This window comes from Pseudomonas sp. F-14 TE3623, from assembly GCF_053629015.1.
Window position 1 is genome coordinate 4941552 of record NZ_JBRJHM010000001.1, and the last position, 13842, is coordinate 4955393.

Genomic DNA, 13842 nt, shown 5'->3' on the forward strand with positions numbered 1-13842 from the left:
TATGGGTTGTAAGGGCCTCTTCGCGAGCAAGCCCGCTCCCACATTAGATGTTCAGTGAACACACGTGATGTGTACGACACAGATTCAATGTGGGAGCGGGCTTGCTCGCGAAGGCGATAGCCCGGTCGCCCTCAAATCCAGGCCACTGCCAACAATCCTGCTCCCAACACCACACACAACGGCGAATACGCCCACGTATCCAGCCGGGCAAACCTCGAGCCCTTCTCCTGCTTGAAGAACCCCACCAAATTCGAGTCGCCGATCGCCCGGGCGAACATCAGCATCGCAATCGCGCTGATCACCCATTGTAACGACCAGTGATGCACCGTGGGCAGATACAGCCCGACCCGCAGGCACACCAGCATCGCGATCAGCAGTAAACCCACCGCCACCAGCAACGTGGCAAAGCCCGACGGCTTGAATGCGGGCCTTGATGCCTCACCGCCCTCCCCGGGCACTCGCGGCACCGCCGCCTCGCTGCCCCACTTGCCACCTGCCGCCCAGTACAGATGCACCAGGCTGATGAATAGAAAGATTGCCGCAATCCATTGCGCGACCAAAAGGCTCATATTCAGAGATCCAGCGTGAAATGTCGCAGCAGGATGAACTTCCTTGCGCGTTTTTGTAAGGGCATTTGCTATCGAACGGTAGCTCGGCTGCAAACGCGGTTAAAAGGCGCCCGGGATTTATGTCACCCGGGGTGTTCATGAATCAGTTTATTTCAGGGCGGCAGACACCTTGTCTGCCACATCCTTCGGCACCCAGGCCTGCCACACGTCCGGGTGCGCCTTCATGAACGCCTCCGCCGCTTGACGTGGCGGGGTGTGTTTTTCACTCATGTCAGCCAGGGCCTTGTTCAACGCTTCGATCGGCAAATCGACCTTGCTGAAGAACTCGGTAATCTGCGGGTATTGTTTCTGGAATGGCGTGGACACGCCGATGGATAGCTTCGAGGGCAGCGAGCGAGTCGGTTTCGGATTGGGGTTGTCGGCGTCGGTCAGGGTTTTCCAGGCTTCGGCATCGAACGGTGGCTCTTGCAGCTGAATCAGCTTGAAACGGCCGAGCAACGGCGTCGGGGACCAGTAGTAGAACAGGACTGGCTTGCCGCGACGAATCGACGAACTGATCTCTGCGTCAAGTGCTGCCCCCGAACCACTGCGAAAGTTCACGTAACTGTCGTCCAGCCCATACGCCTTGAGCTTTTGCTTGTTGACCACTTCCGATGTCCAACCGATCGGGCTGTTGAGAAAACGCCCCTTGCCCGGAGTTTCCGGGTCTTTGAACACGTCTTTGTAGCGTGGCAGATCACTGATACTGCGCAGATCCGGCGCCATCGGCTTGATGCCCTTGGCCGGGTCGCCCTTGATCACGTACTCCGGCACCCACCAGCCCTCGGTGGCACCTTTGACCGTATCGCCCAGGGCCGCGACTTTGCCCTCGGCCTCAGCCTTGACCCAGACCGGGCTGCGACCGGCCCATTCTTCGCCAATGACCTGGATGTCATTGTTGGCTAGTGCGGTCTCCAGGGTAATGGTCGTCCCCGGCAAGGTGTCGGTCGGCAAGCCATAGCCCTTCTCGACGATGATCCGCAGGATATCGGTGATCAGGCTGCCACTTTCCCAGTTCAGGTCGGCGAAGTGGATCGGCGCCTGGGCAGCGAACACCGGAACGGGTGAAGCCAATAAACCGAACGTGGCCAGGGTAGCGGCCAGTAACCGTCGAAATCCCTTCATGCTTTTGCACCTCGTGCTGTTCACAGCAAATAGCAGGATGGCCTGACAAAGAAGACCGCAAGCCTCTGAATACTCAGTCATCTGACTGTAGTTGAGGTTCCTGCTTTCGAGGGGCGAGGATTAATTTTCGGAAGGTTCCTGCAAGCGTGCAAGCTCTCTTCTGACCATGCTGGCGTACGCCGCCGGACGCAAAAGGTAGATCTGTGACGCCACCCAACTCAGCCAGGTTCCCTGTAGAACGGCCTTTTGAGCCAACAGCCGCTGCGCCTCGGCGTGGGCACTGGCCTGGTTCTGTTCGTGGAAGTCGGCGCGGGTCAGGGTCATTACTCGCTGGCCTTGAAGGTCACCAGTTCGCCCTTGCGCCACTTGGCGGCCTTGGCAGTCACGGCTTTCAGGGTTTTGGTCAGGCCTTCCTGCAATTGTTGATGGGCGGCGAACACCATCACCACGCTATGACCTTCCTTGAACACAATGCCGTGGCCGTCTGCGGTGGTCACGAACGCGTAATCCCCCAGCCCGTACACCGTCAGTTTTATTTCGCGGAACTTGATGTCCAGCTTGCCGCCTTCACGACTGGGCAATACGGAAGCGCTGAAATGATCGCCGACCTTGAGTTTAAGCCCTGGTTTGTCATCCACCACCAGCGCTGACTCGGTGTCGAGCTCGGCAATGTAAATGCCTTCAGCGTTCTGTTCGGTGATGTAGACGAAACGTGACTGAAACTGTTTAACCAGCTTTGCGCGCAAATCACCCAGTACGAACAAAGCATGCATATCGAGATTACTTACTGCCAAGGAAACATCCCCACATCTGAAAATGACGCCATGCACCGGAAATGCGCACAGCAGAAAAAAGCGGCAATGCCGAGGTGTAGCCAAATGACCCGGGTCGAATCCTGGAATGAGCAGAGGGCCCATTCATCGCGAGGTTTGAGAAGATTACTGGAACATCCCTCACGTCGTCTTGCCTGGCGGTCGTCAGATGTTGAAGGAAAACGCCCTTCTGACGGCCAGATAAAACCGGATTACCAACTTTAGGGAAAAATCTCTTTAAAAAAAGCACTTTTCCGACATATCGCCAGTAAAAAATTGCTTTAGATGGGCATCAATCGCCAACCATTGATGGCGATTCTAGAGCAGCCATGCTCACCGAGACTACCCATAACAACGTACACACGTCGGTAAAACCACGAAAAGGACTTCATATGTGCACACTGACTCACTTTGCCCAGCCTCACACACGGCACACAAACGGCTCGTCACCTCTGCATTCGATGGTGCTTTGCCAGCAAGACTTCCTGCCTGAAGAGCGTCTACTCCCACGTTTTCAGGTGGTATTGGCCGGCAACGCCTTTTTCCACATCAGGGAAATATCCACCGGACGTGTAAGAGGTTTCCGCGGCAATCATAACGATGCCTGCGCCCTTGCCCGTTCACTCGAGGCAAGCAGCTAAGACACCTGCCGCATTCACTTCTATAGACGTTTCGTCACACCGGCGACTTAACTCAGCCGCCGGCAGGCAACTACTGCCATACTGCCCGACCAATGAAACCCGTCCCCAGGGCGGACGGCGTTCAACACAACAACTATTTCCAAGGGAAGACTGCTACGTGACGGAATTTGATATCGGTGAATTTTTTATCCGGGGCGAAGCCAGAGAGGTCGAAGGCGAATTCCAGGCCGTCATTATCATGCGCGCCAAACCGCCGTTGACCACTGTGACGTATCACCAGGTCGAAAAGGATCGCTGGTTCAAGACCGCGGATGTCGCGACCGTCGCCGCCCAGGAAGCCGCGAAAGCCCTGAAGCTTGCCGTCGATGAAGGGGCATTGAAAGCCTGATCATCGGATTTGCAGTCTATGCTGATCCCTGCTTTTGAATATCGCTATCGAACTCCTGAAGCGCGGCTCTCTCAGATGCCTCTCAGATGCCTCTCAGATGCAACGAAGCCGCACCTCGGATCTCGCACTCGACGCGACGGATTATCTGCAAGGAGATGAAGATGGACTCACCCACACATGATTTGAAAGGCTTGTTCGACCAGCTCGGTCTGGACTCCAGCGAGAAGGCCATCGACGATTTCATCGCCCGTCATTCACCTTTGGCCGATGACAAGAAACTCATCGACGCCGAGTTCTGGACCCCGCAACAAGCCGGCTTCCTCAAAGAACAACTGCGTGAAGACGCCGATTGGGCGCATGTGGTCGACGACCTGAACCTGCGCATGCACCAGATCCACTAGCCTGGGTTCAATGCAGGCTGTCGGGCATTTCGGCACTCAATTGCGCCAACCAGGCAGCCCTGCACGCTTCCTCTCAGCGAGGACTTTCCGGCTTGTAACCCAGGCGCAAACCACCCCAATGCCGGCCCTTGAGCATGATCGGCACCGAGAGGTCGTGCATCAGTTCACCGGTGTCGCGGGTGTAAGTCTGCAACAGCACGGCCTGCTGATGGCTGCCACAGCGGATCCCGGTGCGGTCGGCGAATTTGCGCTTGGTGCGGTTTTGCAGGGTATCGACCTGCACATCACCGGTCAGCGGTTTGCTGAACACGGTGTTGTGGGTCGGCACATAACCCTGCTGCGTGCAGGCGATGGCGAATACCAGACCTTCATGGCGCGGCAACAACGGTTCCTGAATCGCCGGCAATACCTGATCGGTGTAGCGGTCGAAGCGGGTCTGGTATTTGGCCGGGCTGGTGTTGGGGATCGCCTGATAATTGCGATCAAACAGGTCATCGAGGCTGATCCGGCCCTGATCGATATCCGCTTCGAAGCGTGCCGCAATCTGACTCGCCCCTTCGCGGGCCAGGTCGTAAATTCGCTGGTGATAGTCATCCAGTCCGACTTCGGCCAGACGTTCGCTGATGGTTTCGGCCTGCCCTTCCATTTGCACCGCTGCCTGGGCGAGCCGCTGAGTCTGCTGGTCGCTGATCGCCAGATCGCTGCGCATCTGTTCGATGGCATGGAACAGACTGTCGAGTTGCTCGCGGTTGGTGTCTGCGCCCTGAGCGATTTCCCCGACCTGCCTTTCGACGCCGGCGGCCAGGCGCGCGATGTTTTCCAGGTGCTGTCCGGTATGCTCGACTTGCGCGACGCCAGTATTCAGATCGCTCGCCAGTTGACGAATCTGTTCCACCACTTGCGCCGTGCGTTGTTGAATGTCGGCAACCATCTCCCCGACTTCACCGGTCGCCGTCGCCGTGCGCGCGGCCAGCCCTCGTACCTCATCGGCCACCACCGCAAAGCCGCGACCGTGCTCGCCGGCCCGCGCCGCTTCAATGGCCGCGTTCAACGCCAACAAATTGGTCTGGCTGGCGATGGACTGGATTACCAGCGTTACCCGTTGGATATCGTCGCTGCGCAGGCTCAGGGCTTCGATCAGCTCACGGCTGCTGCTGGCGCGCTGACTGAGTTGATGCATGCGCGCAATGGACTCGACCAGTTCCGTGCGCCCTGCCGCGCTGCTCTGATGGGCTTCACTGGCTGCGCTCAAGGCTTCTCGACTGAGTTTCGATGTAGCGTGTTCGGTGGTGATCATCACTTCGGCGCTGCTGACAATCTGCGCCGCGGCGTTGAGCTGCGATTGCAGTTTGTCCGCCAGTTGCTTGACCGAATAGGCCACGCCGGCGGCCGACAACGCGTTATGACTGGTGGTGTAGGAAAGATCGCGAGTCAATTCGGCGATGGCGCTGGAACTGTCCGCAGGGGTTGCATCAGGGAGAGTGCGCGAGCGCAGGCGCGGCAGCCAGATAATCAGCACGGCCAATGGCAGGCCAAGGTAAAGCGACCAGCCAGCCAATGCCATGCCGCACAGCAACAGCATCAGGGCGATGCTTTGCAGGGTCGGCGTCAGCCAAAGGTTTTTCGGCAAAAGTACTGGTGCAGGCATTGCCTCAACCAGAGATCCGTCCCTCGTCATCTTCGTCACCCCACGCGTCTTCTAGTTGTTGTGATCGCATTAAACGCCACTACAACGCCATTATCTATGGTCCGTTAGTAGTGGGGGGTTGAAGCAGATCAATAGAAGTGAGTGTGATTTTTCGGGCGACAAAAAGCTTCGCGGGCAAGCCTCGCTCCTACAGACATCCGTAGGAGCGAGGCTTGCCCGCGATGGGGGCGCTACTGAATCAGGCCTGACGCTGGTGCTTGTCGATCTGCTCGTGACGCTCTTGAGCTTCGATGCAGTACTTGGTGGTCGGGCTGATCAGCAGGCGTTTCAGGCCGATGGCCTCGCCGCTGTCGTCGCACCAGCCAAAGCTGTCTTCCTTGATGCGTTCCAGGGCCTGTTCCAACTGAGGCAGCATGCGCTGGTCGCGATCGATCGCATTCACCAGCCAGGTGCGCTCTTCTTCGACGGAAGCCGCGTCAGCCGGATCGGCCGGGGTGTCCAGGCTCTCGATGGCGATGCGATTCTGCTCGATGCGCTCATGGGTTTCGACTTTCATGTTCTGCAACAGCTCGGAGAAAAAAGCATGTTGCTCGGCATTCATGTAGTCATCCGCCGGCATGGCCAGCAACTTGTCCTTTGTCATTGATATCTCTATAAAAAAACGTGCATTAAGGCGAATTAGGGAGCGATCCGTTGAACCTGAAGCGGTCATTGGAAAGGCGCCGTTTATTCCAAGCGCCACCCGGCACTCAATTTACGAGGGGCGGCAGTCTAAGGCCGACTTGAGGCCTCAGCAACTGAAAAGACAGCAAATCTGTCCGACAAAGCCCTGAAAGTGCGCTACGGCAGGCTTTGAGCCGCTTATCGGAGTGCGTTTATAGCAAGAAATTCAGTCGAGCGGCTGTATATAGAAGACAAACGGCTGCGCCACGCGGGTCAGGCGTGGCGCATTTTCGCGTTTAGTCCGGCTTCAGCGCTTGAGTTTGCGCTTGTTGCGGTATTGGTCGATGACCACCGCTACCACAATAATCAGCCCCTTGATGATGTCTTGAATATAAGCATCAACACCGACAAAGGTAAAGCCGCTGGCCATGACCCCGAGGATCAACGCACCAATCACGGTGCCGGTGATCCGCCCTACGCCACCGGCCAGGCTGGTGCCACCGATGACCGCCGCGGCAATCGCGTCCAGCTCATAAGACATGCCCATCCCCGCCTGCCCGGTCGCGGCCCGCGCCGACGCCACCACCCCGGCCAGGCCTGCAAGCAACCCGGCGATGCTGTAGACGATCACCAGATGCCGCTTGACGTTGATCCCGGAGGTGCGCGCCGCCTGCATGTTGCCGCCGATGGCGTAGGTGTACTTGCCGTACTTGGTGTAGCGCAGGGCGATGTGAAAGATCACCGCCACCACCAGGAAGATGATCACCGGCATCGCGCCGTGTCCGATGGCCGTGTAGGAATCCGAGAGCATGCTCACCGGCTGACCTTCGGTGTAGTAGCGTGCCAGGCCGCGGGCCGAGACCATCATGCCGAGGGTGGCAATGAACGGCGGAATCCCGGTGATCGCAATGATGCTGCCGTTGATCGCCCCCGCCAGCAATCCCACCCCAAGCCCGACGATCACTGGAATCCACACCGGCAAGTCAGTCAGGGACGGAAACACCGCCCGGGTAAAGTCCGAGGTCTGCGCCAGGCTGGCGGCAATCATCGCCGACAACGCCAGCACCGAACCAGAGGACAGATCGATACCGGTGGTGATGATGACCTGGGTCACCCCGATCGCCAGCAGGCCGATGATCGACACTTGCAGGATCATCAGCACCAGACGCTGGGAGTTCATCAGGAAGCTCTGGTCCCGCACGATCCAGCCGAACATTTCGAAGACCAGGCCGATGCCAATCAGCACCAGGAAGATACTCAACTCGGTCGGAAGGCGCCGGCGACTCTTGACCGGTGCCACTGCAGGCTTGTTTTCCAGTATCGCGTTCATAACCACTCACCCTTCTATTACGTCGCGACGGCAGCCATGGCCACCGCCAGCATCCATTAGTGAACCGCGGACATGCCCGAGGCCAGTTGCATTACCCGTTCCTGGGTCGCTTCGCTGCGGTCGAGGGTGCCCATCAGGTCGCCCTCGTGCATGACCATGACCCGGTCGCTCATGCCCAGCACTTCCGGCAGTTCCGAGGAAATCATGATCACCGCCATGCCTTCGCTGGCGAGGTAGGAAATAAGCCGGTAGATCTCGGCCTTGGCGCCCACATCGATGCCCCGGGTCGGCTCGTCGAGAATCAGGATGCGCGGATTGGTCATCAACCAGCGCGCCAGCAAGGCCTTCTGCTGATTACCGCCGGACAGCGTGTCGATGCACTGCTCCAGCGACGGCGTTTTCACCCGCAGCTTCTTGCACATGTCTTCACACAACGCCCGCAGGGCTTTCTGCTGGATGAAGCCGTTGCCGACGTAATGGGGCAAGACTGCCATTTCCATGTTCTCCAGCACCGACAGGCACGGGAACAGGCCGCTGAGCTTGCGATCTTCGGTCAACAGCGCGAAGCCCTTCTCGATCGCCATGTGCGGATCGCTGATGCGCACCACCTCGCCGTCGAGGCGGATTTCGCCACCGTCGCTTGGGGTGATGCCAAAAATAGCTTCGGCGACATTGGTCCGCCCCGAGCCCATCAACCCGGCGATGCCAAGAATCTCACCGGCATGCAGGTCGAAGGAGACGCCTTTGAAAATGCCGTCCAGCTTGAGGTCGCGTACCGACAGCAACAGATCGCCGATCGGCTTCTCGCGCACCGGGAACAACTGGCTCAGCTCACGACCGACCATCATTGAAATCAGGCTGTCGCCGTCCATGCTGTCGGCCCGTTGCAGGCCGATGTAGGCGCCATCACGGAACACCGCCACTTCATCGGCGATGCTGAACACTTCGTTCATTTTGTGGGTGATGTAGATGATGCCTTTGCCCTGGCTCTTGAGGTCGGCAATGATCGAGAACAGATGCGCGACTTCCTTATCGGTGATGGCCGAGGTTGGCTCGTCCATGATCAGGACGTCGGAGTCATAGGACACAGCCTTGGCGATCTCGACCATCTGCCGTTCGGCGATGCTCAGGTTGCCCACCTGCTCTTCCGGGTCGAGGTTGATCCGCAGACGTTCCAGCAGTTTGGCGGTGCAACGGTGCATCTCGCGATGGTCGATCATGTGCAGGCCGTTGAGCTGCTCGCGGCCGATCCAGATGTTCTCGGCGATGCTCATGTGCGGCATCAGGTTGAGTTCCTGGTGGATCATCGCGATCCCGGCCTGGAGCGCAGCCAGTGGTGTTTCAAAGACCACCGGCTTGCCCCGCAGGCGCAACTCGCCGGCGTCCGGCTGGTAGATGCCGGCAATGATTTTCATCAGGGTGGATTTGCCGGCGCCGTTCTCGCCCATCAGTGCCAGCACAGAACCGGGACGCACCCGAAGCTGCACGTCGGACAAGGCCACCACACCGGGAAAACCCTTGCTGACGTTGATGATCTCCAGCAGGTACGGCTCATCGACAGGTGTTGCAGTTGGCTGGACACCCATTAACGGGGTGCTCGAAGCAGTCGCTGAAGCGAACATGATCAGGTCCTCCATCAGCAAGGTCGCGTCGCAACCTTGCGTGCTTATTGTTGTTATCGAACGGACGGGCTATTTGAAGGTGTCGACGTTTTGCAGCGTGATCAAGCGATACGGCACCCACACGGCCGACTCGACCGGTTCGTTCTTGGCCATTTTCACCGCCGTGTCGATCGATCCGTCCGCCTGCCCCTTGGCATCCTGGAACACCGAGACCAGCAGAGAGCCCTTCTTCACCGCGTTCAAACCGTCGGGCGTACCGTCGACACCGGCGATCAGCACACTGCCTTTGGCGACGCCAGCCTGTTGCAGGGCCATTGCCGCGCCAATCGCCATCTCGTCGTTGTTAGAGACGACCGCGTCGAATTTGCGGCCCTGGGTCAGCCAGTCGTTGACCAGGGTCATGCCCTTGTCCCGCGACCAGATACCGGACTGTTCTTGCTCGATCTTGATGTTCGGGTACTTGGTCAGCACCTCTTTTACGCCCTTGGTGCGGTTGGTGGTGGAGTTGTTGGCCAAATCACCAAGCAGAATCACGATGTCGCCCTTGCCGCCCATTTTTTCGGCCAGGTACTGCATCTGCATCTGGCCGGCCTCCAGATCGTTGGAGGCGACAGTGACCACGCCTTTGGGCAGGTTCAGGTCATCGGGACGACGATTGACGTACACCAGCGGAATACCGGCCTTGACTGCTGCTTCAGTGATTTTTTTGGTGGCGGCGGTATCCACCGGGTTGACCACAATGGCGTCGACCTTCTGACTGATGAAGCTTTCTACCTGGCTCAGCTGCCTGACCACGTCGCTGCGGGCGTCTTCGAACTGCAGCTTGACGCCATCGGGATAGGACTTGGCCTTGGTGTCCATGGATTCACGCAGGTAGGTCAGCCAGGTGTCATCGAACTGCGACATGCTGACGCCAATCTTCATGTCAGCGAGTGCGGCGCCGCTGGCGAACATCAGGGACAAGGCCAGTGAGGCGAAACGGATCTTGGTCTTCATGAAAAGTCTTTCTCCACATTCTTGTTGGTTTTATGGATAAGGCGTGACGATTTCAGTGAGTGGGCAAGCGGACAATCGGTGCCCCCGGAATACAGCAGACCAGGGCGCCGTTGCGTTCGACGCAAAGCAAGCGAAAGAAGGAATGGAACGAGACGCGAGGCAGGTCGCGAGAGAGGTGCAGCGAGGAACGTAAAGCATGCAGAGCAGAGTTGAAGGTTTTCATCGACGGTACCTGGCTTTTGTTTCTTGTTTTTGGTGCGTCCTTCACTCGTTCAAGGCCTGCTTGAGCGTGATCGGACGTTGATAGTCGGCAACCTGGAAATGACTTTATTGGAAAATAATTTCTATATCAACTCATTTTAGAATTTTATTCTGATTTTATTCCATGACTCTCGAACGGGCTCAGTGCTACCACTTGATGCCGCTCGAAACTTAGCCGCGCAGCGTCTAGTACGCGGGTGGTCGCCAGTGCATCACGGGCGTCGACCGGCAGTGGGCCACCGCTCTGTAACGCGGTTTGTAGCTGTAGATAGAATTGATTCCAGCAGCCACGCTCGGACGGCACCCGCTCACGCACCTCGCCCTGCTCAAACCAGCCCCAACGCCGATGCTCTTCAACACCCCAGCGTTCGCCTTCGGATTTCGGTGTGAGCCCGGCAAGGGTCGACGCCTCCTGCCCATCCAGACCGTCGACGCTGTAGCAGCCTTGGGTGCCGGTCACGCGAAAGCGCGGGCCGGGGGTGTTTTGCAGGCAACTGCCGCCCAGGTGCGAGATCACGCCGTTGGCATGGGTCAGGGATATAAAGAAGCCGTTGTCGAAGGGTTGCCCTTTTTCGAGGTAATCCAGTTCGGCGTAAACCCGGGTGACGGGGCCGAACAATAAGAGCGCCTGATCCACCAGATGGCTGCCCAGATCGCGCAGGAAACCGCCGCCGCTGCCGTTGTTCACCGACTGCGGCGAATAGCGCTCGATCCGCGATTCGAAACGGGTGACCTGCCCCAGCGCACCGGACTCGATGAGTTTGCGCACGGTGAGAAAGTCCGAATCCCAACGCCGGTTCTGGTAGACGCTCAGTTGCACGCCCTGGCGCTCGGCCATGGTGATCAGGGTTTGCGCCTGTTGCGCATCAGCAGCGAACGGCTTGTCGCTGACCACCGCCACCTCGTGTTCGATGGCATCGAGCACCAGCGCCGGGAGACCTTTGAGCGGTGTGGAAATCACCAACACATCGACCCCGGCTTCGACCAGTTGGCCGATGCTGTCGAAGGCAGGCACACCGGGATGTTCCGCCGCCAGCATTTGTCGGCGCTCGGCAGAACGGGTGACCACGCCCACGAAAGTCGCCGCCGGCAAACTGCTGATCAGCGGAGCATGGAAAAACCGGCCGCCATGGCCGTAACCGACAAGTCCGATACGCATGAAAACATTCTCCTTATAGTTAGTTACCGGATGTACACGGACCTTGTGGGAGCGGGCTTGCTCGCGAAAGCGGTGTGTCAGGCGACATCAATGTTGAATGTGCCACCGTCTTCGCGAGCAAGCCCGCTCCCACAAGGTTTTGTGTATGCCGCGGTTATTGGCAGAGTTCGCGGGTCACGCGTTCGAGCATCATGCGGTTGGACTCGTCCGGCCGGTCTTCCCAGGCGAATACCGAGACGGTCGCGATCCCATCGAACTTGATCTCGCGCAACGTGCTGAAAAACGCTTCCCAGTCGACCTCGCCCTGGCCGATGTCCAGATGCTGGTGCACGGTGGCGGTGACGCCCGGCGGGTTGACGATGTAGCGCAAGCCCGAGGATGCCTTGTGGTTGTAGGTGTCGGCGATGATCAGGTGGCTCAGCTTTGAGCCGGCGTACTTGAGCATCGAGGCGATATCACCGACACCGTCGTCATAGAAAAATGTGTGCGGCGCGGCGTAGAGGTAGTTGATCCAGTCACGGTCCAGTCCGCGAATGATGTCCACGGACTCGTTATTGCGCTCGCAGAAATCATAAGGGTGGGCCTGGATGTCGAGCTTGATGCCTTCGCGTTCGAACTCGGGGATTAGCTCGTCCATGGAGCGCATGAACTGGTTTTCGCACACCAGCGGGTTGTCCGACTGGCCGGTGAACTCGGTGTTGACCAGCTCGCAGTCCATCTCCACGGCAATCTGGATCGCGCGCTTCCAGTTACGCACGGCGGCCACACGCAAACCTTCATCGGCGGCGGCCCAGTGGTACATCGGTAATAAGGAAGAGAGTTTGACCCCGGTGTCGCTCAGGGCTTTGCGAAACTCCTTGATCCGCGCCTTGTCGACCCGCGGGGCTTTATAGAACGGCAGGAAATCTTCCCGGGGCGACAGCTCGATGTGTTCGTAACCGAGCTCGGCAACCTTGTCGACCATCTTGCCCAGGGACAGGTTGCGGTACATGTAGGGGTCTAGTGCGATGCGCATTTTTTTGTTCTCCTTAACCAGGGTCTGAACCCAGACACCAACCCTGTGTGAGCGGGCTTGCTCGCGAAAGCGGTCTTTCAGTCGACAAGGATGTTGTCTGACACTCCGCCTTCGCGAGCAAGCCCGCTCCCACATTGGATTTGTAGTTAGCCGTAGAAGCGGGGGCGGTCTGGCAGGCTGACTTTGACGATCTGGCCGCTGTTCTGCGCCTCGACGCATGCATCCGCAGCCACGGCGGCCGCGAAACCATCCCACGCCGACGGCCCGCCCACCTTCCCGGCCCGTACGCCATCGATGAACGCCTGCAACTCGACGTCATACGCGGCGATGAAGCGGTCCTTCCAGTCCATCAGAATCGCATTGGACAGCTTCGCCCCGCTGCGCAATTGAACCTGCGACGGTTCCGGCAGTTTGGCGATGCCGGTCTCCCCCACCACTTCGCACTGGATGTCGTAGCCGTACTGGCAGTTGACGAACACTTCCACATCGATGCGCGTGCCCTTGGCGGTTTCCAGCAGCACGATCTGCGGGTCTTTCAAATGGGCGTGGGCCTTGCTGGTCTTGCGCGGGAACACCACTTGCACCGACACATAATCGTCGTCGAGCAACCAGCGCAACACGTCCAGTTCATGGATCAGCGTGTCGGTGATCGCCATGTCGGTCTTGTAGTTTTCGCCCACGGTCGGGTTGCGGTGGGCGCAATGCAGCATCAACGGTTCGCCGATCTGGCCGCTGTCGATCACGGCTTTCAACGCCCGATAACCTTCATCGTATGGGCGCATGAAACCGACCTGCACCAGCCGTTTGCCGTGGGCCACTTCGGCCTCGACGATCTTGCGGCAGCCTTCGGCGGTGACCGCCAGCGGCTTCTCGCAAAACACCGGTTTGCCGGCGGCAATCGCCGCCAGCACAAATTCTTCGTGGCTCGGGCCCCAGGAGGTCACGAGGATCGCGTCGACTTCCGGTGCCTTGATCAGCGCATGACCGTCAGGATAGACCTCGGCAGTCAGTTTCAGATCGGAAACGACCTTGGCCGCTTGCTGCAAATTGATGTCGGTAACCGCGACGACCTGGCTATTGAGCAAGGTCTGGCTGCAACGACGGATGTGATCCTGGCCGATGGCCCCGGTGCCGATAACGCCGATCCGCAACGAATTGGAAAGCAAAGACATA

15 protein-coding genes are annotated in these 13842 nt (G+C 58.6%); 3 read left to right on the plus strand and 12 right to left on the minus strand.

Annotation, left to right across the window (positions count from 1 at the left end; all coding sequences use genetic code 11):
• Positions 1-131: 131 nt before the first annotated feature.
• The 4 genes from AB7M29_RS23070 to AB7M29_RS23085 form a co-directional block, all read right to left on the minus strand.
• Positions 132-569 carry a DUF3995 domain-containing protein gene (locus AB7M29_RS23070; protein ID WP_217858493.1) on the minus strand — a complete coding sequence of 146 codons (438 nt, stop codon included), beginning with the start codon at positions 567-569 and terminating at the stop codon, positions 132-134.
• 147 nt (positions 570-716) lie between these two features.
• Entirely contained in the window at positions 717-1733 is a 1017-nt protein-coding gene (locus AB7M29_RS23075) for an ABC transporter substrate-binding protein (RefSeq protein WP_052966878.1), read from the minus strand.
• Between the two features lie 120 nt (positions 1734-1853).
• Positions 1854-2057, minus strand: a complete 204-nt coding sequence (locus tag AB7M29_RS23080; RefSeq protein ID WP_030130591.1) for a hypothetical protein — start codon at positions 2055-2057, stop codon at positions 1854-1856.
• The gene (locus tag AB7M29_RS23085) at positions 2057-2527 is read right to left on the minus strand and encodes a hypothetical protein (RefSeq protein WP_007907879.1); all 471 of its coding nucleotides are present in this window, start codon (positions 2525-2527) and stop codon (positions 2057-2059) included. The genes AB7M29_RS23080 and AB7M29_RS23085 overlap by 1 nt, the downstream gene beginning before the upstream one ends.
• A gap of 410 nt (positions 2528-2937) precedes the next feature.
• Between AB7M29_RS23085 and AB7M29_RS23090 the strand changes: the two genes are divergently transcribed.
• From AB7M29_RS23090 to AB7M29_RS23100, 3 genes are all read left to right on the plus strand, one after another.
• Positions 2938-3186: a hypothetical protein gene (locus AB7M29_RS23090; protein WP_454248753.1), complete on the plus strand. Its 249-nt coding sequence runs from the start codon at positions 2938-2940 to the stop codon at positions 3184-3186.
• 157 nt (positions 3187-3343) lie between these two features.
• On the plus strand, positions 3344-3574 hold the full coding sequence (locus AB7M29_RS23095; RefSeq protein ID WP_052966877.1) for a hypothetical protein: 231 nt from the start codon (positions 3344-3346) through the stop codon (positions 3572-3574).
• 161 nt (positions 3575-3735) lie between these two features.
• Positions 3736-3975: a DUF2789 domain-containing protein gene (locus tag AB7M29_RS23100; protein ID WP_007907886.1), complete on the plus strand. Its 240-nt coding sequence runs from the start codon at positions 3736-3738 to the stop codon at positions 3973-3975.
• Between the two features lie 73 nt (positions 3976-4048).
• Here AB7M29_RS23100 and AB7M29_RS23105 read toward each other — a convergent pair whose 3' ends face one another.
• The 8 genes from AB7M29_RS23105 to AB7M29_RS23140 all read right to left on the minus strand — a co-directional run bounded on the left by AB7M29_RS23105 (position 4049) and on the right by AB7M29_RS23140 (position 13841).
• The gene (locus AB7M29_RS23105; protein WP_454248061.1) at positions 4049-5653 is read right to left on the minus strand and encodes a methyl-accepting chemotaxis protein; all 1605 of its coding nucleotides are present in this window, start codon (positions 5651-5653) and stop codon (positions 4049-4051) included.
• Positions 5654-5861: 208 nt separating this feature from the next.
• Positions 5862-6266, minus strand: coding sequence for a TraR/DksA family transcriptional regulator (locus tag AB7M29_RS23110; protein WP_007907888.1), 405 nt, complete (start codon positions 6264-6266; stop codon positions 5862-5864).
• A 327-nt stretch (positions 6267-6593) separates the two neighbouring features.
• Positions 6594-7616, minus strand: a complete 1023-nt coding sequence (locus AB7M29_RS23115) for an ABC transporter permease (protein ID WP_217858491.1) — start codon at positions 7614-7616, stop codon at positions 6594-6596.
• Positions 7617-7672: 56 nt separating this feature from the next.
• Positions 7673-9238, minus strand: coding sequence for a sugar ABC transporter ATP-binding protein (locus AB7M29_RS23120; protein WP_217858490.1), 1566 nt, complete (start codon positions 9236-9238; stop codon positions 7673-7675).
• A 69-nt stretch (positions 9239-9307) separates the two neighbouring features.
• On the minus strand, positions 9308-10234 hold the full coding sequence (locus tag AB7M29_RS23125; RefSeq protein ID WP_048397052.1) for a sugar ABC transporter substrate-binding protein: 927 nt from the start codon (positions 10232-10234) through the stop codon (positions 9308-9310).
• Between the two features lie 367 nt (positions 10235-10601).
• Positions 10602-11654 carry a Gfo/Idh/MocA family protein gene (locus AB7M29_RS23130; protein WP_454248062.1) on the minus strand — a complete coding sequence of 351 codons (1053 nt, stop codon included), beginning with the start codon at positions 11652-11654 and terminating at the stop codon, positions 10602-10604.
• Between the two features lie 154 nt (positions 11655-11808).
• Positions 11809-12669: a sugar phosphate isomerase/epimerase family protein gene (locus tag AB7M29_RS23135; RefSeq protein WP_063343275.1), complete on the minus strand. Its 861-nt coding sequence runs from the start codon at positions 12667-12669 to the stop codon at positions 11809-11811.
• 146 nt (positions 12670-12815) lie between these two features.
• Positions 12816-13841, minus strand: a complete 1026-nt coding sequence (locus AB7M29_RS23140) for a Gfo/Idh/MocA family protein (RefSeq protein WP_217858488.1) — start codon at positions 13839-13841, stop codon at positions 12816-12818.
• Position 13842: the final 1 nt, after the last annotated feature.

Coding starts and splice junctions, on each gene's coding strand:
- AB7M29_RS23075 (WP_052966878.1), bottom strand. CDS start 1,733: ATGAAGGGATTTCGACGGTTACTGGCCGCTACCCTGGCCACGTTCGGT.
- AB7M29_RS23105 (WP_454248061.1), bottom strand. CDS start 5,653: ATGACGAGGGACGGATCTCTGGTTGAGGCAATGCCTGCACCAGTACTT.
- AB7M29_RS23130 (WP_454248062.1), bottom strand. CDS start 11,654: ATGCGTATCGGACTTGTCGGTTACGGCCATGGCGGCCGGTTTTTCCAT.
- AB7M29_RS23100 (WP_007907886.1), top strand. CDS start 3,736: ATGGACTCACCCACACATGATTTGAAAGGCTTGTTCGACCAGCTCGGT.
- AB7M29_RS23140 (WP_217858488.1), bottom strand. CDS start 13,841: ATGTCTTTGCTTTCCAATTCGTTGCGGATCGGCGTTATCGGCACCGGG.
- AB7M29_RS23110 (WP_007907888.1), bottom strand. CDS start 6,266: ATGACAAAGGACAAGTTGCTGGCCATGCCGGCGGATGACTACATGAAT.
- AB7M29_RS23070 (WP_217858493.1), bottom strand. CDS start 569: ATGAGCCTTTTGGTCGCGCAATGGATTGCGGCAATCTTTCTATTCATC.
- AB7M29_RS23090 (WP_454248753.1), top strand. CDS start 2,938: ATGTGCACACTGACTCACTTTGCCCAGCCTCACACACGGCACACAAAC.
- AB7M29_RS23115 (WP_217858491.1), bottom strand. CDS start 7,616: ATGAACGCGATACTGGAAAACAAGCCTGCAGTGGCACCGGTCAAGAGT.
- AB7M29_RS23125 (WP_048397052.1), bottom strand. CDS start 10,234: ATGAAGACCAAGATCCGTTTCGCCTCACTGGCCTTGTCCCTGATGTTC.
- AB7M29_RS23120 (WP_217858490.1), bottom strand. CDS start 9,238: ATGTTCGCTTCAGCGACTGCTTCGAGCACCCCGTTAATGGGTGTCCAG.
- AB7M29_RS23135 (WP_063343275.1), bottom strand. CDS start 12,669: ATGCGCATCGCACTAGACCCCTACATGTACCGCAACCTGTCCCTGGGC.
- AB7M29_RS23080 (WP_030130591.1), bottom strand. CDS start 2,057: ATGACCCTGACCCGCGCCGACTTCCACGAACAGAACCAGGCCAGTGCC.